General features: G+C 60.7%; 23 protein-coding genes and 4 pseudogenes. 2 read left to right on the top strand and 25 right to left on the bottom strand.

Translation table 11 applies throughout. The annotated features are described in order from the left end of the window. Positions 1–280: 280 nt before the first annotated feature. The 9 genes and pseudogenes from SRU_RS01195 to SRU_RS01160 all read right to left on the bottom strand — a co-directional run bounded on the left by SRU_RS01195 (position 281) and on the right by SRU_RS01160 (position 7660). Positions 281–1537, bottom strand: coding sequence for a glycosyltransferase family 4 protein (locus SRU_RS01195; protein WP_011403007.1), 1257 nt, complete (start codon positions 1535–1537; stop codon positions 281–283). Positions 1538–1630: 93 nt separating this feature from the next. Further along, positions 1631–2008 carry a transposase gene (locus SRU_RS15790; protein WP_237701824.1) on the bottom strand — a complete coding sequence of 126 codons (378 nt, stop codon included), beginning with the start codon at positions 2006–2008 and terminating at the stop codon, positions 1631–1633. Beyond that, positions 1968–3038 (bottom strand): RNA-guided endonuclease InsQ/TnpB family protein, encoded by a 1071-nt coding sequence (locus SRU_RS01190; protein ID WP_237701823.1) that lies wholly within the window; start codon positions 3036–3038, stop codon positions 1968–1970. The genes SRU_RS15790 and SRU_RS01190 overlap by 41 nt, the downstream gene beginning before the upstream one ends. 213 nt (positions 3039–3251) lie before the next feature. Further along, positions 3252–3647, bottom strand: a complete 396-nt coding sequence (locus SRU_RS01185) for a hypothetical protein (RefSeq protein ID WP_112902829.1) — start codon at positions 3645–3647, stop codon at positions 3252–3254. A 280-nt stretch (positions 3648–3927) separates the two neighbouring features. Beyond that, the gene (locus tag SRU_RS01180; RefSeq protein WP_011403005.1) at positions 3928–4434 is read right to left on the bottom strand and encodes a Uma2 family endonuclease; all 507 of its coding nucleotides are present in this window, start codon (positions 4432–4434) and stop codon (positions 3928–3930) included. A 671-nt stretch (positions 4435–5105) separates the two neighbouring features. Next, positions 5106–5240 (bottom strand): annotated as a pseudogene (locus SRU_RS15900) (DapH/DapD/GlmU-related protein); the annotation flags it as partial. Between the two features lie 239 nt (positions 5241–5479). Continuing rightward, positions 5480–5668, bottom strand: a complete 189-nt coding sequence (locus SRU_RS15335; RefSeq protein WP_112902825.1) for a hypothetical protein — start codon at positions 5666–5668, stop codon at positions 5480–5482. Positions 5669–5774: 106 nt separating this feature from the next. After that, positions 5775–7106: an RNA-guided endonuclease InsQ/TnpB family protein gene (locus SRU_RS01165; RefSeq protein ID WP_011403003.1), complete on the bottom strand. Its 1332-nt coding sequence runs from the start codon at positions 7104–7106 to the stop codon at positions 5775–5777. 95 nt (positions 7107–7201) lie between these two features. Next, the gene (locus SRU_RS01160; protein ID WP_011403002.1) at positions 7202–7660 is read right to left on the bottom strand and encodes a type II toxin-antitoxin system VapC family toxin; all 459 of its coding nucleotides are present in this window, start codon (positions 7658–7660) and stop codon (positions 7202–7204) included. Between the two features lie 214 nt (positions 7661–7874). Here SRU_RS01160 and SRU_RS15895 point away from each other — a divergent pair. Further along, positions 7875–8172, top strand: a pseudogene (locus tag SRU_RS15895) (IS982 family transposase); the annotation flags it as partial. 880 nt (positions 8173–9052) lie between these two features. Here SRU_RS15895 and SRU_RS01155 read toward each other — a convergent pair. The 8 genes and pseudogenes from SRU_RS01155 to SRU_RS01130 all read right to left on the bottom strand — a co-directional run. Then, positions 9053–9682 (bottom strand): Uma2 family endonuclease, encoded by a 630-nt coding sequence (locus SRU_RS01155; RefSeq protein ID WP_112902823.1) that lies wholly within the window; start codon positions 9680–9682, stop codon positions 9053–9055. 121 nt (positions 9683–9803) lie between these two features. Then, positions 9804–9956: a hypothetical protein gene (locus tag SRU_RS15180; RefSeq protein ID WP_011402999.1), complete on the bottom strand. Its 153-nt coding sequence runs from the start codon at positions 9954–9956 to the stop codon at positions 9804–9806. A 250-nt stretch (positions 9957–10206) separates the two neighbouring features. Then, a complete protein-coding gene (locus tag SRU_RS15660; protein ID WP_011402998.1) occupies positions 10207–10320 on the bottom strand; it encodes a DUF433 domain-containing protein in 114 nt (37 codons plus the stop codon). Next, the gene (locus SRU_RS15785) at positions 10317–10400 is read right to left on the bottom strand and encodes a DUF433 domain-containing protein (protein ID WP_251942112.1); all 84 of its coding nucleotides are present in this window, start codon (positions 10398–10400) and stop codon (positions 10317–10319) included. The genes SRU_RS15660 and SRU_RS15785 overlap by 4 nt, the downstream gene beginning before the upstream one ends. Positions 10401–10848: 448 nt before the next feature. After that, positions 10849–11121, bottom strand: coding sequence for a hypothetical protein (locus SRU_RS01145; RefSeq protein ID WP_112902821.1), 273 nt, complete (start codon positions 11119–11121; stop codon positions 10849–10851). After that, positions 11118–11417 carry a hypothetical protein gene (locus tag SRU_RS01140; protein WP_112905118.1) on the bottom strand — a complete coding sequence of 100 codons (300 nt, stop codon included), beginning with the start codon at positions 11415–11417 and terminating at the stop codon, positions 11118–11120. Before SRU_RS01140 ends, SRU_RS01145 begins: the two co-directional genes overlap by 4 nt. A 327-nt stretch (positions 11418–11744) precedes the next feature. Next, positions 11745–12311: a carbamoyltransferase C-terminal domain-containing protein gene (locus tag SRU_RS01135; RefSeq protein WP_011402997.1), complete on the bottom strand. Its 567-nt coding sequence runs from the start codon at positions 12309–12311 to the stop codon at positions 11745–11747. Positions 12312–12360: 49 nt separating this feature from the next. Beyond that, a pseudogene (locus SRU_RS01130) lies at positions 12361–12480 on the bottom strand (maltose acetyltransferase); the annotation flags it as partial. Positions 12481–12909: 429 nt separating this feature from the next. Here SRU_RS01130 and SRU_RS01125 point away from each other — a divergent pair. After that, positions 12910–13590, top strand: coding sequence for a Uma2 family endonuclease (locus tag SRU_RS01125; protein WP_112902819.1), 681 nt, complete (start codon positions 12910–12912; stop codon positions 13588–13590). A gap of 287 nt (positions 13591–13877) precedes the next feature. Here SRU_RS01125 and SRU_RS01120 read toward each other — a convergent pair whose 3' ends face one another. The 8 genes and pseudogenes from SRU_RS01120 to SRU_RS01085 form a co-directional block, all read right to left on the bottom strand. Next, the gene (locus tag SRU_RS01120; RefSeq protein WP_011402994.1) at positions 13878–14270 is read right to left on the bottom strand and encodes a type II toxin-antitoxin system VapC family toxin; all 393 of its coding nucleotides are present in this window, start codon (positions 14268–14270) and stop codon (positions 13878–13880) included. Further along, the gene (locus SRU_RS01115) at positions 14267–14503 is read right to left on the bottom strand and encodes a type II toxin-antitoxin system CcdA family antitoxin (protein WP_112902817.1); all 237 of its coding nucleotides are present in this window, start codon (positions 14501–14503) and stop codon (positions 14267–14269) included. Before SRU_RS01115 ends, SRU_RS01120 begins: the two co-directional genes overlap by 4 nt. Positions 14504–14744: 241 nt before the next feature. After that, positions 14745–15008: a hypothetical protein gene (locus SRU_RS15265; RefSeq protein WP_202795387.1), complete on the bottom strand. Its 264-nt coding sequence runs from the start codon at positions 15006–15008 to the stop codon at positions 14745–14747. 349 nt (positions 15009–15357) lie between these two features. Beyond that, the gene (locus SRU_RS01105; protein WP_112902815.1) at positions 15358–15768 is read right to left on the bottom strand and encodes a type II toxin-antitoxin system VapC family toxin; all 411 of its coding nucleotides are present in this window, start codon (positions 15766–15768) and stop codon (positions 15358–15360) included. A gap of 47 nt (positions 15769–15815) precedes the next feature. Then, positions 15816–16148 (bottom strand): DUF6364 family protein, encoded by a 333-nt coding sequence (locus SRU_RS01100; RefSeq protein ID WP_011402990.1) that lies wholly within the window; start codon positions 16146–16148, stop codon positions 15816–15818. Positions 16149–16227: 79 nt separating this feature from the next. Next, positions 16228–16566: pseudogene (locus SRU_RS15780) on the bottom strand (DUF5615 family PIN-like protein); the annotation flags it as partial. A gap of 148 nt (positions 16567–16714) precedes the next feature. After that, positions 16715–16978, bottom strand: coding sequence for a DUF433 domain-containing protein (locus SRU_RS01090; protein WP_202795386.1), 264 nt, complete (start codon positions 16976–16978; stop codon positions 16715–16717). Between the two features lie 92 nt (positions 16979–17070). Beyond that, a complete protein-coding gene (locus SRU_RS01085; protein ID WP_011402987.1) occupies positions 17071–17376 on the bottom strand; it encodes a hypothetical protein in 306 nt (101 codons plus the stop codon). Position 17377 lies beyond the last annotated feature (1 nt).

The following is a 17377-nucleotide window of genomic DNA, read 5'->3' as shown; positions in this document are numbered from 1 at the left end:
TCTGAGGTCAGGTTTCTGCGCCCCCTGGAAGGGACCGCTTCTGGAAGGGATCGCCCCTGGAAAGGACTGAGACGTTCCCCAGAGTGGGTCCGGAGAGGATCGGGTCAGTCCAAGACCGGAAAACTGCACGTTCCAAGACTGGAAAACTGCACGTTGGGAAGCCGCACGCCCGGCCGTGGCGAACTGTTCATCTGACGATTCCCTCTATAGTATTGGGTTGAGCGCGAGAAGGGCTTGAACCTGTCGGTTCATAGACTCCCGGCTTCATCCAGGGGAGAAGTCAAGGCGTTTCCAGCTCCTGCCGCAAAATCGCAGTCCACTTTTCGCAGCACGTCTCCTGCTCAAAGCGGCTTAAGAAGACCTCCCGGCCTCGTGCCCCGACGGACTGCTGCTCATCGGGGTGGTCACGGAGATGCTGGATGGCCCCGATGACCGCCTCCGTCGCGGCAGCCTCGGCGTCGAAGCTGCTCGGATCGACGACGGTGCCCACCTCGTGGTGCTGGATCGTCTTCGCCGGGTCGGACGCCTCCGGCCCCACCATGAGCGCCGGGGTCCCTGAGGCCAAAATGCCGTACAGCTTGCCCGGCACGGCGATGCCCGCAAACGAGCGCCGCAGGGTGAGCAGGTGCACATCGGCCAGCGACAGGGAGAATTTGATCTGGTCCCGCGGGAAGTAGTCGAGATAGGTGAGGTTCGACAGGCCGCGAGTCTCGGCGAAGCGCTCGATCTCCTCCCGCCGCGGCCCGCTCCCCACGAACAGAAAATGGATGCCCTCCTTCCGGCCGTCGAAGTGCTCCGCGGCCCTCAGCACCTCGTCGAAGCGGTGGCCAAGCCCGGCATTGCCCGAGTACATAACCACAAATTTGTCCTCCAGCCCGACTTTCTCCATCAGCGGATTCTGGTCGTCCGGGATGGGGTAGACCTCGTCTCTCTTGTTCCAGACCGGGATCGTGTGGAGCCTCTCGTCGGGGACGCCCTTCGCCCGAATTCGCTCTTTCATATGCGGCCCCAGGTCGACAGTGAAGGCCGCCCGCCGGTAGCTCCAGTCCGCCAGGCCCTGCAGGACGCGCGTCAGCGGGCTGTCTTCGCCGATCATGCCGACCGCCTGCTCGGCCTCCGGGTGCAGGTCCATCGACCAGATGCCGTACGGCTGCCCGCGGAGCAGGCGCGCCGCGGCCATCGCCACCGGCAGCAGGGGCGGGGTCGTAAGCGACACGACCGCGTCGTACCGCGGGCCTTTGAGCAGGCGCCACAGTACCTGCAGGAAGAAGCTCGCGTAGTCGGCGAGGCGGCCGAGCGTCGTCTCCCGCCCGAAGGCGGTGGTGCGGACCCGGTGGACGTGCACGCCGTTGCGCGTCTCTTCGGCCGGCACGTCCATCTCGCCGGACAGGTAGTGGCCCCGGCTGCAGAGGACGTGCACCTCAAAGCCGTCCGCCGCTAAGTGCTCAGCGAGGTCCGTCAGGTGCTGGGCCGTCGAGGCCAGATCGGGGGCGTAGTGCTGGTTGACGAAGAGGAGAGAGGGTGGATCCTCGGGCATTCAAAACGCGAAGGATGAGGCGAAGGAAAAGTTGAGAGATTTGACTTCTCCCCCGGCTGAAGCCGGGAGATTCTCCTGCGGGCTTCTCTGCCCTTATCCCACGGGTCTGCCCGCCTGCCTACAAGAGCCTTTCGGCTCTGCAGAGGTCTTACTAGCGGTCGCCGGGTTACACTGCATATTCGGTCGATACCGAATGCCAGTGGGCGAAGCCATGACGGACCGTTTAGGTCCTTCGCCAGCTACCTGGGTAGAACCTGTCGGTTCGTCCCCAGGATACCTCTCGTTCAGGATATTTCGTGCGCCTACCACGTCCCGGTGTGCCTCAAACGAGCACTGTGGGCAGTCGAAGTCTCTGCCATTCGGTTTGTGTTTGTGCTCGCAATCTGGGCATGTCTGAGACGTGTAGGCTTCCGAGGCCCGCTTGGGCGGCCTATCCGCGAAGCTGGGCCTTGTAGGTGAGCATGTGCTCAAACTTCGAGTATGCCCATTGGTGCAGGCGTTGATTCATCCGGCTGCCGTAGGAGATCCGCTCGCGGATTCCCGTGAGGTCGCCGACTACAACTGATCCTACCCGTCTCTCGTGGAGGGTATTGACGAGTCGCGTCGCGGTTTTGTGCAGAAAGTCCTCAATCCGATTGCGAATCTTCTGTAGTTGACGGTTCTTGGCTCGGATGAGCCGCTTCCAACGCCTGCTTCCTTTCTCTTTCCGGTCGATCTTCGACCTCAGGGTGCTCAACATTCGGTTGTGTTGCCTGCGGAGCGAACGAAGCCGTCCGCCGCGAACACTGATGTTCTCTCCGTTCTCGACATATACGGTCGCAAGGTGCCGTTCTCCGAGGTCTACGCCTGCTTTTTTCTGTCCCTTCGGCTCTTCGTTCTCTTCGACTTTGTACTGGCACCGAAGCTCATGCTGGCTGCCGTCCCAGCCGATCTCGGCTCGTTTCGGTTCTTTGCCCACAGGCCAGTCGATTAGCACCGGGTCGGTGCCGCGTCCGTTGGAAAGACGCAGCACACCGTCGTCACGTAGCTTAATCGCAGAGGACTTCCACTGGACCTTGAAGTAGCGCTTCTGCTTGTAGGGCGGGCGCAAGCCCTCATAGCTGCCGTTGTCTCGTTTCTTGCGCAAACTCTGGAGGCTGTCGTAGAAGCTGTCCGCTATTGCCTGAGCCGACTGGCTGTGCAGCCCGTCGAAGCCCTTGCAGTACATCTTCTGGGCTTGCCCTTTCGAGAGCCAGTAGCCCTGACGGTCAACGAATCGCCAATGCAACTTCGCCACAGTCGACCAGAGATGACCCGCCCGCCGCGCAAGGCGGTCAAGCTGATCGGTCCTGCCCAATTTGAGCTTGCGAGTCAGATACATAGCATTTTGTCTCACTGCGCTGGGCGAGAAGAGTCCCCGAACCGACAGGTTCAGAACCGACAGGTTCAGAACCGACAGGTTCAGAACCGACAGGTTCATATGTCCCCAGGAGCGACAGCTCCATAAAAGCGACAGCTCCATAAAGCGCGGGACCTTTACTGCGCTGCGGAGCGAGTGCTTTTAGAGTGCTTTTGGAGTGCTCTTCTCGCGCTCTACTCAATACTGTAACTCATCAGATCGGTAGAGTGGAAGGCACCGTCTCCGATGACAATGACTTCGGGGACATCATCGCAGGCCCCATCGCAGGCGTCGTCAATTCGCTTGGAGAGCGCCTGGGGCGGGCCCCGTTGCTGCTCAGCGTCGCTTACGCCCGTTCGGCGCCGCACCTGCCAGCATACAGGCAAGGCCCGCCGCCTGTGGGCCAGCGCCCCCATCCCTGCCTGCCGCTCGCCGGAAAGCTTGGGGAGTGTCGACAAGCACGCGAATCGGGCTGCCAGAAGTAATGGCCTGCTTCAAAAGAAGCTCCGCGACCGGCTTGTAGCAGCACTGCGGGTCTACATGTTCGTTGGAGAAAAACCGCCGAACCTGCCTGGTCTTGCTCTCCAAGGTGGCCGAGCCGAAGCGCTCGGAGGCCACCTTCGAGAAGTGCACATGCCCGGCCTGATGCAAGCCGGTGATCACCCAGCTAAGGTTGCGGCGCTGGGGCTTGCTCAGCTCCTCCGGGAGGTGTTGGCAAAGCGTCTGGTGCATCCTGCGTTGTATGCGGAGGCCGTCTGTCGTCGGTGGCTTTGGCTGATAAGTTGTTGGGTTGCATGCTTCTACAACTTACAGCCGAGTGCCGAAAGATGGGCGGCCTTCTCTGTTTTAAACCGACTTTAGCAAAAGTGTCCGGTAGCTAGACAAAGCGGTTCATTTCATCCATCATGAGAAGCTTCTCCTTCAATTGGGTCGGCCGTCATGGGCCGCGGAATGGATTCGCCGATACGACGCTTCATGGATTCCTAGAGTTCTGTGGGCAGCCGGAGAAATGTCAAACCGAACGTGGGAAGCCCGGCGCGATCTCTGATCTCTCCATCTCTTCCTCCGCAATGAAGTGGACCTTTTCCTCCCCGTCGACAATCCAGACCTCTTCGGCACCGGCCTTCCGGTAGAGATCGGCCTTTTCCTCCATCTCCTCCCAGTCGTTGGATTCGGACATCACCTCGACGCAGATCTCCGGAGCGAGGGTCGTCGGATCACCGGTCTCTTTCATCTCGGCGATCCGACTGCTCGACGCCCAAACCACATCCGCCTGCTTCGTGCCCCCGCTCGTAGCAATTGCCAGCTCCTGAAACGCCTCCCCCCCGGAAAGGAGGTCATCGAGCGTCTTCTGAATGGCCTTCTGTTGAAACGTGTGGCGGTTTTTGTGCGGGCTCAAGACGATCTGGCCTCTATGGTTGGTCTCCACTTTGTAGGGGAGCTTGCGGAGCAGAGGGTCAGCGGTGATCTCGTTCCATCGCTCCTGGTGCTCCTTCGCCGGCGTGGCAGTGGTCGGCATAGCTGAGAATGCGTTATAGTACTGAGTGAGCGCGAGAGAGCAGTTGCACCGAAGGGGTACTCTTTGAGAAAACTCCCGGCTTCATGGAGCTGTCGCTGTTTATGGAGCTGTCGCTCCTTGGGAGATATGAACCTGTCGGTTCGGAGACTCTCTCGCACGCTTCAGCAGAACGGTTTGCTTGCTCAATGCTGCAATGTAGTGTCATACCGATAGCCAAAGCATGGCATGTTTTTCGAGCATTTGTACCGTCGGGCTGACGGGAGAGGCTTTGCCTCCAATGTCTGCGGAGGACACGCAAGACTTCGGTCTAGCTCTGCTTTTGAGCATGCAAATGACTGAAGCTGGTCCGCTAGCGAAGGTATGCCTTCGCATAAACAGAAAGTCTATCTTGCAAGAGAGAATTCCCAGCGCTTTAGCCGGGGGAGAAGTTAGTCAAGGGACCAGTTGAACGGCGGCGCAGGTAAACGGGTTCTTCCTCGCAAGCCGTACGACGGCATACCTGCGGTTCCCCACTGTCCATCCTGTTCCGTCAAGCCCCCAGGATGCCCTCTTCCTCCACCGGGAAAACGGATCGGGGCGTTCTGCTACCTTGATTGAAGCGAATTCACCCAGGTGCTACTGTCTACATTCTTTAACATCCGATTACAGCTCTCGCATCACCGTCGCAGGATTCCCCCCACAACAGTCCACGGCGGCACGTCCTGCGTCACGACGCTGACCGCACCGACGACGGCCCCATCGCCGATGGTCACGCTCTTCAAGACAAGCGCGCCTGTGCCCACGAACACGTCATCCCCGATCAGGATGTGCGCGGCGGCCCCAGCGTTGATGGCCTCGGCGCGGCCCTCGGGCGTCAGTGGGTGAAAGTCAAAGTCGACGATGGAGGCATTCCCACCCACGAGCACGCGGTAGCCGATCGTAATGCGGTCGGCCGCCACGAGCGTGGTGCCCGTAAAGCCACAGTCCTCGCCCACCTCAAGGACGGCGCCCGAGCGGCGGGTGGATAGGACCACCGGCGCGGTGGGCGCAGGGGGGTCGAGCGGGGCTAGGAGCGAAGCGTGAGGCCGTTGCCCAGGGCGATGCGGCGGCCGCAGTGCCGCTGGATGATCGGCCGTCCGAAGAGCTTCCACCGCCTGCCCCAGTCAACCCCACGCCACGCAAAATGGGCGCGGACGAGGGGCCACGCCAGGCGGCGGCGCAGCTCCAGGCTCGCCGTCCAGGGCATGTTGCGCATCTTCCGCCAAGCCGAACGCGAGGAACCACCCATACCGATCTGACAAACACCGAGGGCGTTATTCTTTTGTCCCTCCCTGTCCCGTGGAAAGAGGCTTCAGGGCGCATTACGTCTCAGACGCTTTGACTTCTCCTCCGGCTAAAGCCGGGAGATTCTCCTGCGGGCTTCTCTGCCCTGATCCCACGGGTCTGCCCGCCTGCCCACAAGAGCCTTTCGGCTCTGTAGAGGTCTTACCAACGGTCGCCGGGTTACACCGCATGTGCGGTCGATACCGCACACCAGTGGGCGAAGCCATGACGGACCGTTTAGGTCCTTCGCCAGCTACTCGGAGAGGAGAACCTTCCGGTTCATCCTGCCCGAGATACTTCTGTCGGATATTGGCTGCACCTACGAGATCTCGGTGTCCCTCGAACCCACAGCCGCAGATGTACTCTCTGCCGTGTGGTTTATGCCTGTTTCCGCAGGAGGGACATTCTTGACTTGTGTAGGCTTCACCGACACGCTCGACGGTCATTCCGCAAAGTCGCGCCTTGTACTCGATCATTCTGGCGAACTCGCCGTAGGCCCACTGGTGGAGCTTCTGGTTCGCCTTCGATCCGTAGCCGATGCTTTCTCGGATTCCTGTCAAGTCGCCCACTACAACTGTTCCGACTCGTCTTTCGTGGAGAGTCTTTAGCAGCCGCGTGGATTGCTTGTGGAGGAGATCCTTGATCTGGTTGCGGGTTTTTCTCAACTGTCGGTCCTTGGCTCTGGCCAATCGTTTCCATTTCCTACTTCCGTACTCTTTCTGGTCGATCTTCGAATCCAGCTTCTTCTTCGTACGGTTCTGTTGACGACGAAGACTCCGAAGTTCTCTGCCGTTGACGGTCCAAGACTCATCTTCCGTGTAGACAGCCGCAAGATGGATCTCCCCTACGTCGATGCCAGCCGTCTTAGAGCCCTTCGGCTCCCCGTCTTCTTCGACCTTCTGCTGGCACCGAAGCTCGTACCGATCGCCGTCCCATCCAATCTCGACTCGTTTCGGTTCTTGGCCCGAAGGCCAGTTAATCAACGCCGGGTCGTTGCCACGCCCATTGGAGAGGCGCAGCACACCGTCGTCACGTAGCTTAATCGCAGAGGACTTCCACTGGATCTTGAAATAGCGCTTCTGTTTGTAGGGTGGACGTAAACCTTCATAGTTGCCACTGTCTCGTTTTTTGCGCCATGATTGTAGGCTGTCGTAGAAGCTGTCAGCGACGGCTTGAGCAGATTGACTATGTAGACCCTCATAGCCCTTGCAGTGCATCGTCTGGGACTGTCCCTTCGAGAGCCAGTAGCCTTGGCGATCCACAAAACGCCAGTGCCACTTCGCCACAGTCGACCACAGATCACCCGCTCGACGCGCCAGGGCATCAAGCTGATCTGTCCTGCCTAATTTGAGTTTGCGAGTCAGATACATACGCTGGATTGATCTCTTCGGACCTGCGAGAAGAGTCCCCGAACCGACAGGTTCATATGTCCCCAGAAGCGACAGCTCCGTAAAGCGCGGGACCTTTACTGCGCTGCGGAGCGAGTGCTTTTAGAGTGCTCTTCTCGTGCTCTACTCAATACTGTAATGTCGTCCGGACGCACCGCTACGTCGGGCACCGCCTGTAGGATCGCACCGTCGGTGGTAACGAGCGGGACGTCCACCTCCTGTGCCAGAGCCACGTACTCCCCGTCGTACGCCGAAAGACCCGTGGTCTGCGCGATGTCCAGTACGGCGTCCGACTCGACCCCGAACGTGCGCTCTCCGATCAACGTCTCGGCAAGATGCATCTTTCGCTGTGCATCGCCGAGCGTCACCGCGTCTCCGGGGCGATCTGTTTCGGGAACCCAGATGTACTGGAGCAGCACGTTCCGAAGCTCGTTCCGCCACAGCGGAGGACCCGCCCACGCCAGATCGAGGTCCAGCAGCCGGTTGACCGCGGGGGTGTGTTCCGGCACCCCAACCAGTGCATACGCCAAAATCATGGCGTCGACGACAATCACGCCAGGCCCTCCCGCATCATGCGCTTCATCTCACGGGTGGTGATGGCCCACGAGGGGGTCCGCTCTTGCTCCTCACGGCAGGCCCGACGTACAGCCTGTCGGTCAGATTCCGAGGATCCCGCCACCTCTTCTTCGAGCACCCGGAGCACCCCCTGGTTTAGACTTCGGCGGTGCTCCTTGGCGCGTCGTTTTAGTTGATCTTCCAGAAGGATCGGTCCTCTATGGCGACAAGGCGTCGGGCGAGTACTTCACAGAAGACCTGCTGGCTGATGCCTGCAGCACCGGGCTCCTTCCGCATCGGAAGAAGAACTCGACTCGATCCGTTCCAGCCTATGTCGAATACGTTCAGCAGGTTTATCGCAAGAAAATCTCTGGCAGGGTTCAGCGGGCTTTCCCGCCTGCCCCCGAAGTCAATTCATGCGGTCACAGATCGCGGTTTCGAGCTGAAGGTGTTTCTGTTTGTGCTTGCCTGCAGCATCGATGCGCTCCTATAGGTCGCAACTTGGGTTATAGTATTGAGTGAGCGCGAGAGAGCAGTAAAACTCCCGGATTTATCCGGGAGATATGAACCTGTCGGTTCGGGGACTCTCTCGTCAGCCTTAACGGAACAAATTAGTTGCCCGACGATGCAGTCTGATGTCATACCGATAACCAAGGGTGACACAATTTGCTTTTGAGAATCTGTACCGTCGGGCTGACGGGAGCACACCGCGCAGAAATTTCTGCGTATGGTGCTAATGTCTGCGGAGGACACCTAAGACTTCGGTCTACCTCTGCTTTTGAGCATGTAAATGATCGAAGCTGGTCCATCGAAACAGAAAGTCTTTTCCGTGAGGAAGAATCCCCTCGATTCATCGAGGGGAGAAGTCAAACTACAGAACATGAACGCGCACGAACGCGGAACGAAGGAACTCGTTCTCACAGGACTCTGGGGCTGAGAACCGCGCCCAGAGAACGTGTCCAACAGGTCGATCCCGTTCGCTTTGACGGGACGGGACCAGGGGACATCGCCCATTGGCAGAACCCTACTCGCTCACGCAGACGAAAGAAAGGGCACCGTCCCGATAGGCCGGAGGCCTGCCGGAATGGAAACGGGAGCATCTGGCATCGACCGCGTCCTTCTGATACCAAATGCGAGGTTTCGATGTATATGTCCGCTCCGTTACGCTCACGCAAGGACGACCGGCACTGAGGAAGCATGACCTCGTTCCGCTCGGCCCCCGGTCGTCCCTAGAACGAGGTATGAGGCGTATTCCAGCGAATTTGCTGATCCCAATGATCACCGAAGACCTATACAATCGTTCGGGGCAGACGGTATGAGTTGGACCGCCTGGAGAGTCATCTGTGAGGAGGATCTCCAGAAACTCCGCGTGATCACTGCGCTCCCAGCACGTCGGCGACTGGAAGGGGCTCGAGGTCGTGAGGCGTCATCACGGTCAATTCGTCGCCCCGCGAATAACGAATCCGTTCTGCATATCCCTCTCCCTCAGGCCGGCGAAAACCCACGACGGTCTCGCGTACCAGGTCCACCACCCAGTACTCCGGAATTCCAGCCCGGCCGTACAGCTCGGATTTGACATCTCGATCGTACTCAACGCTGCTCTCGGCCACTTCCACCACGAGAAACGTATCGCCCGGCTGAATGTGACGATCCCGCGGCACGTCGGGATCGTACAGGACGAGATCGGGCTGTGGCTCGCCGTACTCACCCAGGTGAATCGGATTCTGGACGCTGACCCGGGCCGGAGGGCGGTCAAAGGAATACAGGCGCTGATTGAACAGATCCGCGAGGTCGTTGACGCTGTGGCTGTGCGCGGGACCGATGGGAGGCATCGCAACGAGATGGCCGTCGATCAATTCGATTCGGTCGTCCTCTGAGAAGATGCCGGCCTCTCCCATCGCGTGGTACTCCTCCACCGTAATTCGCCGTTCACGAGCGTGGAGCAGGGCCACAGGGAGGGACACGACGGCCCGGGAAGATGTAAAACGTTGAATCGTGTCCATGGCGCGGTTGCATTTGGAAGACGGTTTTCAACAATGGCCTCTGGTTCAATGCCAGTTGCCCTCTATCGGTTCGAAGAGCAATCTCTAAACGCCAGCGCTCGACGTAGAGGCATGAGAATCATCATGATCGCCGATTCCCCTGCACCTGCCGGTAATGGTCCTTCAGGCGTTCCGCGTCCTCCCATTCCCAAAAGTCCTGCTCAACGTCGTACGAGTACGCATCGTCCGGCAGATCGTCGTCCGCCAGGCGCTGCTTGATGGTGGAGAACTCCATTCCCCATTTTTCCTCCAGGCGGTCTGTGGTCTCTTGCAGAGCGGCAATCTTCAGCTCGAGATATTCCTACAGGACTTTTCGAACGCCTCGTCGAGATCCTGCGAGCGCGTCGCTTTCAGAAGATGCGCCCCGACATCGGGAGAAAGACTCGGCATGGCGGTCGGTCCCTCTCGTTGGTCCCTGCACTTGATTCTGTGCCCCCCCAGTCACCCCACCGTTTGGGGAGAGATGCTCATGTCGGCCAAAAACGTCATGCGTCGGCGTCTACCTTCTCTTCCATGAGCCACGCGGCGTACTGAAGGGCCTGCTGCACGTCCTCCCGCTCAAGGTAGAGATAGGCCTCTACGATTTCGGCGGGTGTCATCCTGTCATCCCATTCGCCACTAGGTTGACGAGGAGCGATACGGGTACGCGGGTGTCTCGGATGCAGGCCCGCCCAGCCATCACCTCAGGATCGAATTTGACACTCCCCCGGCTAAAGCCGGGAGATTCTTGGGCGGTTCTGCTCGCCCTCTCACGGGTCAACGAAGCAACTTAATGGAGCTTTCGCTCCGGCAGAGGTTGACTTCTCACCGGATTACACAAAGCGGCTTTCACTTTGCGGGCAGTGCCATGATGCCAGCTACTCGGGTTGCCCCGAGATACTTCTTGTTCGCTGTCTGGAGGCTTTGGCAGGGCACCTCCTTCGAGGTGCCCTGCCGAAGCAACTGCTCCGGGCGCGGTCGGGAGGGGTTGCCTCCGCATTGCCGCTTGTCTCGCAAGACATTACAGACAATTATCAGTGTCGGGAGTGTTTCGCTACGCTCAACGAGAAGAGTCCCCGAACCGACAGGTTCAGAACCGACAGGTTCATATGTCCCCAGGAGCGGCAGCTCCATAAAGCGCGAGACCTTTACTGCGCTGCAAAGCGAGTGCTTTTAGAGTGCTCTTCTCGTGCTCTACTCAATACTGTAAAATGCAGTGCACCGCTCGCCGTCATATACTGCTCCCGGCTAAGTTGCTCTGAACCCAGCACATCGATCAATTCGGGAGGAAGCGCGAGAAACCCACTGAACACCGTATCCAGAAGGGCTGTGACCTCGCGCCGTTTCCCCTCTGAGCCAAGCCTTTCCACGGTGAGTGGCACGAGGGCTTTGCCGTTTGCGTCGATCGTCCCGATCTTCATGGTGTATCTTCTTCTGCGGGCAGAAAGCGGCCACCAAGACGGTGGGCTACCGGGGAGCCGACACGTCGCGTCCAGATCCGCCCCTTCGCCTCGGGACAGCGCTCCAACAGACGTTGTGTGGCGTCCCGTGCCCGGATCGGACCCTCGCTCACTTCGTACTTTCCGGTTTCAATGTCAATAACGACAAAGTGGCGTGCTTTTGCCTCCGGATCGTCGATGTGTGGTAACACATCCTTCTCGAAGATCTCATTTCCTCGCCGGGCAAACTCTTCGTCGCTCAATTCCTGTGCGTGCATGCATTCATCGGAGAACTGTGGGGAGAACATGGATGCACATGAACGCGGATACACATGAACGTGGAACGAGGAGCGCACGTTCTCTTCTGACAAGAGCGGCGCCGTTCTGCGAGAACTCCGACTACGGCGTCCCGCCGCCCCCCGTCGCGTGCGTCCCGCAGGTGCGCCTCCAGGGACGGGAGGGCGATCCCTGGCGCTGCGCGTTGGGACGAGGGGCCACGACCGAGGCCCCGCCGCGGAGCGGGCGCAACTCGGGGATCCAGGAACGGCGCGACCGAACCGGACCCGGAGCTGGTTGTCCCCATCGTCCCCTCCATACCCGCCGCCTCAGTCCGAGGGGGCGCCCGCCGCGACGGCCTCCGCCGGCTGCCGCATGACCAGCGTGTTTTCGACGACCACCGCGCTTGTCGCCGTGCGGAAGAAGCCGTCGAGGGCCTGCTCGGGGGATTCGACGATCGGCTCGTTTTCGTTGAAGCTGGTGCTGAGCACCACCGGCGTCCCCATCCTTTCGGCGAAGGTGGAAATGAGCGCGTGGTATACCGGATTGCGGTCTTTTCCGACGGCCTGGAGCTGCCCAGTGCCGTCCACGTGCGTCATGGCGGGAATCTCGTCACGTTTCTCCTCCCGCACCGGATACACCTGCTGCATGAACGGATCGGGCGCAGCCCGGAGACTACTTCCTCCCTCCGGTCGGGGCGCGGCCCCCACGTTGTTCGGTCCGGACGTGTCGTAGCCGTCGACGCATGCGTCCACCGCCTCCTCTAAAATCGACGGTGCAAACAGGCGAAACTCCTCGCGGTACTTGACCCGGCTGTTGATGCGGTCGCGGGCGTCGGCGCGGCCTGGGTCGGCGAGGATCCTGCGGTTGCCGAGCCCGTGCCCGACTCCAAGCATCGTCGCCCTCCGCTCGGTCGCTCACCTGCCAAATCGGCCCAGTGGCGACTCACAGCTCGCGGACGACGGTCGCGGGGTTGCCCGCCACCACGGCGCGACGCGGCACGTCCTGCGTCACCACGCTGCCGGCCCCCACCACCGCCCCTTCCCCAATGGTGACGCCCTTCAGGCCCAATGGTGACGCCCTTCAGGATGAGGGCCTCCATCTCCACGAACACGTCGTTCTCGATGACGATAGGGGCAGCGGCCCCGGCGTTAATATCCTCCGCTGGTGAGCAGGAACACGTTTCGGTGCCACGGGCCCCGCCGCCCTGCGACGTGAGGAATCGGATCAGTCCAGGAAGACGACCTCCATCGGCCCCTCGTACTTTTCGAAATCACTCGTACTTTTCGAAATCAAAAGCACTGCGCGCACGAAACGCCTCCGGGCCTCGCGTCTCGCAGGCTGCCGCGATGAGTGCATCCGCCACGTGCAAGCCCGGGGACTACTTCCACTCCAGCAGATGGGAGCAAGTCATTCCCACCGCGTTTCCTTCCGGATCATCCCTTTTCTACTGTCATTCTTTCAATGGTTCTACACAAATCAATAGAGTCTCGTATGTCCTCCACCTCCTCTCCGCCTGTTCCGGCTCTGGCGAACGGCGATCGCCTCACGCGCGACAAGTTCGAGCGCCGGTACGAGGCGATGCCGCACGTCAAGAAGGCTGAGCTCATCGAAGGCACCGTCTACATGCCCTCTCCTGTCCACGCCAACAACCATGGTCGTCCTCATAGCGTAATTATGGGCTGGCTCCTCACCTACGATGCCGCGACTCCAGGGGTCAGTTCATACGACAATACAACCGTCCGCCTTGACCTCGACACCGAACCACAGCCGGACGCGTTGCTCCGAATCGAGGAGGCGTGCGGCGGCCAGTCGCGCATCAGCGAAGACGACTACGTGGAGGGCCCACCAGAGCTGATCGTGGAGGTTGCCCACAGCAGTGCGGCCTACGACCTGCACGATAAGAAGCGGGCCTACCGCCGTAACGGGGTGCAGGAGTACGTCGTGTGGCAGATCGAGGAGGAACGGGTCGACTGGTTCGTGCTGGAGGAGGGGGCCTATATTTCGCTATCGCCCGACGAGAACGGGCACGTCGCAAGCCGCGTGTTTCCTGGTCTCGTCCTGGACGTAGGCGCCCTCCTCGACGCGGACCTGTCATCCGTGCTCTCGTGTGTGCAGGCCCAAATCGGCGGCGAGGCCCATCAGGCGTTTGCAAATCGACTGGACGCTCGTTGACACTCCCCTGGCTAGTTCAGCTGTCGCTTGGCGGGAGATCGTGTTGTTCAACGAGCGGTGCCCGCGGGTACACTGGCGATGACACATCGCCCATTCAGGTCTTACCCGGCTCTCTCGGAGCGACAGCTCCACAAGTCCGGGAGTCTATGAACCGATAGGTTCAGGCCCTTCTCGGGCTCTACCCAATACTATAGGCGCGGCGGCCCTGGCGTTAATATCCTCCGCCGGTGAGCAGGAACACGTTTCGGTGCCACGGGCACCGCCGCCCTGCGACGTGAGGAATCGGCTCAGTCCAGGGAGACGACTTCCATCGGCCCCTCGTACTTTTCGAAATCAGAGACGTTACGCGTGTAAAACGTCTCCGTGCCCCGCGTCTCGCAGGCCGCCGCAATGAGCGCATCCGCCATGTGTAGCCCCATGCCGTGGGAAATACCAGCGGCTCGGCGGAGCACCTCGTATGTCTCCGTTCCTACCCAGCGGAAGGCCGCTCGGTTGCCGAGCACAAGGTCGACGACGGCGGCATCCAGACTGCCCCGCATACGGTGGCGGAGAAGCTCGTAGATGGCAATTGTACAGACGACCACGTCCCGCTCCTCCTCCGTTGCCGTGTGGAGGAGCTCGATCGACTGTCCGGTCTTCTCAGCGAGCCGGAAAAAGTAGCCCGTGTCGAGTCCAATCATGAACGGGCCCGATCGCTTTCTCTCCGCTCTTCGTGCAACTGCTCCTCAGCTCCCCCCTCGGCCCCTGGCCCCTCGTAGTCGCGGATTCCATCGAGGATGTTCTGGCGGGCTTCCCGGCGGCGGTCCCGGGCAATCTTTTCGCGGAGGGCTTCGGTCACGTACGCTGAGACATTCTCGGTCGTAGACTTGACGGTGTCGCCGAGATCGTCGGGCACCCGAACCGTGATGCGCATGCTTGATTTTGCACTTGTATGACGATTCGTAAGACAAAAGTATGCACGCGCCGACGACGTAGTCGTTCTCTCCTGAACGAACCTCCTCACTCGACAAAGGCGCTACGGCGTCGCACTCGCAGAACACAGGGACCGGAACGGGGAATGCTGATCTCACGCAGGAGAAGACAGCGCGCATCTTTTCGCGGTGCGCGGGGGCACATCCTGCGTCACCACGCTCCCCGCCCCCACCACGGCTCCCTCACCAATGCCCCCCTTCATGACGAGCGTATCCATCAAACACGTCGTCCGCGATCACGATGGGCGCGGCGGCCCCAGCGTTGATGGCCTCGGCCCGGCCCTCGGGCGTCTGCGGGTGAAAGTCGAAGTCGACGATGGAGGCATTCCCGCCCACGAGCACGCGGTCGCCGATCGTAATGCGGTCGGCCGCCACGAGCGTGGTCCTCGTGAAGCCACAGTCTTCTCCAAGCTCAGGAACGACACCCGAGCGGCGGGTGGAGGGCACTGCCGGCGCGGTGGGCGCAGGGGGGTCGAGCGGGGCCAGGAGCGAAGCGTGAGGCCGTCGCCCAAGGCGATGCGGCGGCCGCAGTGCCGCTGGATGATCGGCCGTCCGAAGATCTTCCAACGCCTGCCCCAGTCAACCCCATGCCACGCAAACTGGGCGCGGACGAGGGGCCACGCCAGGCGGCGACGCAGCTCCAGGCTTGCCCTCCAGGGCATGTGTCGGCTTTGGCCCGCGCATTGCGAGCAGGCTGCTGCACACAGGCTGCTGCACACAGGCTGCTGCACACAGGCTGCTTGCTCAGCCCACCGCGCTCTGCCCAATGCTGCAGCTACTCACGTGGAGATGCTTCTCATCCGAGAGCCTCGATCACTTCCTCTGGACGGTAGGCCGTGAGCGGACCGTCCCGAAAATCAGCTGCATTCCGGGTTACGACGACCTCGGCCCCGGCCTGCGCCCCGGCAGCAGCGATGTACTCATCCTCAAAGTCGGCCTCCACCGGCGCTTCCAGGGCCTCCGACAACGCAGGCCAGTTCATCCGGGCAAGGTCAAGTACGGTCGACAGATACTCGAAGAGGGGGCGCGGGTCGACGCCGTGGGTGGACGTCGAGACGTACCAGCAGGTCGTGATGGACGCAGGCGCCACGAGGCCCTCCACCCCTCCCCGCTCGGCGGAAGCCAGAAGCCGGTTGGCCGTGTCGTGATGCTCGCGGGGTTTTACCGCAGCGTCGATCAGAATATTGGTGTCGAAGAGAATTCGCATGACACCGTAGGGGAGGCGAATCGTCGAGAACAAGAACGAAGCGGCGTCTACGCGTGCTTTTCCGAGGCCGCCTTCACCAACTGCCGTTCGTCCTCGGTGAGATCGCCTCTCGGTTCATCGAAGGGGGCCTCCGGGGGCGGAGACCCGATGTGCTCGTGGACCTCCTTCAGCCGGGGGGTGAGAGCGGGAGCTGACTCGCCATCCTCGGGCGACTCGCCATCTTCGGGCGACCCGTCACCTTCGTCGGAAGACCCCTCGCCACTCAGCAGCCGGAAGTAGTCCTCCACGAGCGCCGACAGGGACGTGCCCCGCTCCCGGGCGACCTCTTTGGCCCGTTCCTTGACGTCTTCGTTCATGCGCAGGGTCAGCTTGGACTTCATGGGTTAACTGGAATGTTACGCCATATTGTACGTCATGATTTCTCAATATTGACGTACCACTGGGGCAATGCCTGGTTTCTCACTGCGCCGCCAGCGCTGCGTCAAGCCTGAATGTGCTAGCTGAACACGCGATCTCAACACCCTTGGCAAGTCGTTCTGAGCACCGTCGAAGCGCCCTGAACGAAGTGAAGAAGTGCTCTTGGAGCGGACTTCTCCGAAGTAGGCCCCGCTTCCTCTCCTCCGCGAACACCTCCGCAAGGCGTCGGAGACTGCGGCCATTTCTCCGATGGCCCCGCTCACGGGGCACATACACAAGGCCCGAATGCGAGTGCCTCTCGGCCACAAAATGAAGAAAATCGTCGTCGTGGGCAACGACAACGTAGCCCTCCTTGCGTGCAAATTCGAGATGCTCTGTGTCGCGTGCACCCTGACCGGAGGGAAGAAGTAGTCACCGGGCTGCGCCCAGAATTTCTGCCTCGTCGAGCATCATGACCTCCACCCCGCGATGACGCAATCCTTCGGCCACTGCTGAAGGAATATGCTCGTCAAGGGAAAAGCAGATCGGGTCACTCAGGTTGTTTGTCAAGTGGTTCGGCCCCTGTCGACGACATCTGCTCTTTCATCTTCTCGACGAGTGCCCCACCCTCCTCAATCGACCGGTCGATGCGCTCCCCATACGCAAAGTAGTAGGCACTGGCCGCGTGCACAGCGGCGAGGGACAGGTCGTACTCACTTGCGATCTCACCAACGCTCCACCCCATCCGCTCGTGCCAGACGGCAATGTCCTGGACGGTGATGCGATGGCCGGCAACGCGAGGTTCCCCTCCCACAGATGCTGTCAGTCCAATCAATTCGTTGATGCAGCGACATTTTTGCTTCCGCGTCGGTGAGAAAGGGGCTGTGCTACGGCGGGAAACGGATGCTACATCCATTCGGCCTGCACCGTTTGGTAGTGGGCCTTCAGGGTTTCGGCCTCCTCCCACTCCCAAAAGTCCTGCTCGACATCATGGGAGTGCGCATCGTCCGACAGGTCGTCCTCGGCCAGGCGCCGCTTGAAGGTGGAGAACTCCATTTCCCATTTCTCCTCCAGGCGGTCTGTGGTCTCCTGGAGGGCGGCAATCTTCATCTCCAAGTATTCCGAGAGGACGTTTTCGAACGCCTCGTCGAGGTCCCGCGAGCGCGTCGCCTTCAGCAGGTGCGCACCGACGTCGGGAGAAAGGGTGGGCATG

The sequence above is a fragment of the Salinibacter ruber DSM 13855 genome (genome assembly GCF_000013045.1).
GTDB lineage: Bacteria > Bacteroidota > Rhodothermia > Rhodothermales > Salinibacteraceae > Salinibacter > Salinibacter ruber.
The sequence above is the reverse complement of the archived record's forward strand: the minus strand, read 5'-3'. Positions and strand labels throughout refer to the sequence as shown.

What these genes read in the sequence shown, in the direction of transcription:
- SRU_RS01115 (WP_112902817.1), bottom strand. Translation starts at nt 14,503, where the DNA reads ATGCGCATCACGGTTCGGGTGCCCGACGATCTCGGCGACACCGTCAAG.
- SRU_RS15785 (WP_251942112.1), bottom strand. Translation starts at nt 10,400, where the DNA reads ATGGCTGGGCGGGCCTGCATCCGAGACACCCGCGTACCCGTATCGCTC.
- SRU_RS01180 (WP_011403005.1), bottom strand. Translation starts at nt 4,434, where the DNA reads ATGCCGACCACTGCCACGCCGGCGAAGGAGCACCAGGAGCGATGGAAC.
- SRU_RS01190 (WP_237701823.1), bottom strand. Translation starts at nt 3,038, where the DNA reads ATGGAGCTGTCGCTTTTATGGAGCTGTCGCTCCTGGGGACATATGAAC.
- SRU_RS01155 (WP_112902823.1), bottom strand. Translation starts at nt 9,682, where the DNA reads ATGGACACGATTCAACGTTTTACATCTTCCCGGGCCGTCGTGTCCCTC.
- SRU_RS01140 (WP_112905118.1), bottom strand. Translation starts at nt 11,417, where the DNA reads ATGCACGCACAGGAATTGAGCGACGAAGAGTTTGCCCGGCGAGGAAAT.
- SRU_RS01120 (WP_011402994.1), bottom strand. Translation starts at nt 14,270, where the DNA reads ATGATTGGACTCGACACGGGCTACTTTTTCCGGCTCGCTGAGAAGACC.
- SRU_RS15660 (WP_011402998.1), bottom strand. Translation starts at nt 10,320, where the DNA reads ATGACACCCGCCGAAATCGTAGAGGCCTATCTCTACCTTGAGCGGGAG.
- SRU_RS01105 (WP_112902815.1), bottom strand. Translation starts at nt 15,768, where the DNA reads ATGCGAATTCTCTTCGACACCAATATTCTGATCGACGCTGCGGTAAAA.
- SRU_RS01195 (WP_011403007.1), bottom strand. Translation starts at nt 1,537, where the DNA reads ATGCCCGAGGATCCACCCTCTCTCCTCTTCGTCAACCAGCACTACGCC.
- SRU_RS01160 (WP_011403002.1), bottom strand. Translation starts at nt 7,660, where the DNA reads ATGATTTTGGCGTATGCACTGGTTGGGGTGCCGGAACACACCCCCGCG.
- SRU_RS15335 (WP_112902825.1), bottom strand. Translation starts at nt 5,668, where the DNA reads ATGCGCAACATGCCCTGGACGGCGAGCCTGGAGCTGCGCCGCCGCCTG.
- SRU_RS01165 (WP_011403003.1), bottom strand. Translation starts at nt 7,106, where the DNA reads ATGTATCTGACTCGCAAACTCAAATTAGGCAGGACAGATCAGCTTGAT.
- SRU_RS01145 (WP_112902821.1), bottom strand. Translation starts at nt 11,121, where the DNA reads ATGAAGATCGGGACGATCGACGCAAACGGCAAAGCCCTCGTGCCACTC.
- SRU_RS01135 (WP_011402997.1), bottom strand. Translation starts at nt 12,311, where the DNA reads ATGCTTGGAGTCGGGCACGGGCTCGGCAACCGCAGGATCCTCGCCGAC.
- SRU_RS15180 (WP_011402999.1), bottom strand. Translation starts at nt 9,956, where the DNA reads ATGGAGTTCTCCACCATCAAGCAGCGCCTGGCGGACGACGATCTGCCG.
- SRU_RS01085 (WP_011402987.1), bottom strand. Translation starts at nt 17,376, where the DNA reads ATGCCCACCCTTTCTCCCGACGTCGGTGCGCACCTGCTGAAGGCGACG.
- SRU_RS01100 (WP_011402990.1), bottom strand. Translation starts at nt 16,148, where the DNA reads ATGAAGTCCAAGCTGACCCTGCGCATGAACGAAGACGTCAAGGAACGG.
- SRU_RS01125 (WP_112902819.1), top strand. Translation starts at nt 12,910, where the DNA reads ATGTCCTCCACCTCCTCTCCGCCTGTTCCGGCTCTGGCGAACGGCGAT.
- SRU_RS01185 (WP_112902829.1), bottom strand. Translation starts at nt 3,647, where the DNA reads ATGCACCAGACGCTTTGCCAACACCTCCCGGAGGAGCTGAGCAAGCCC.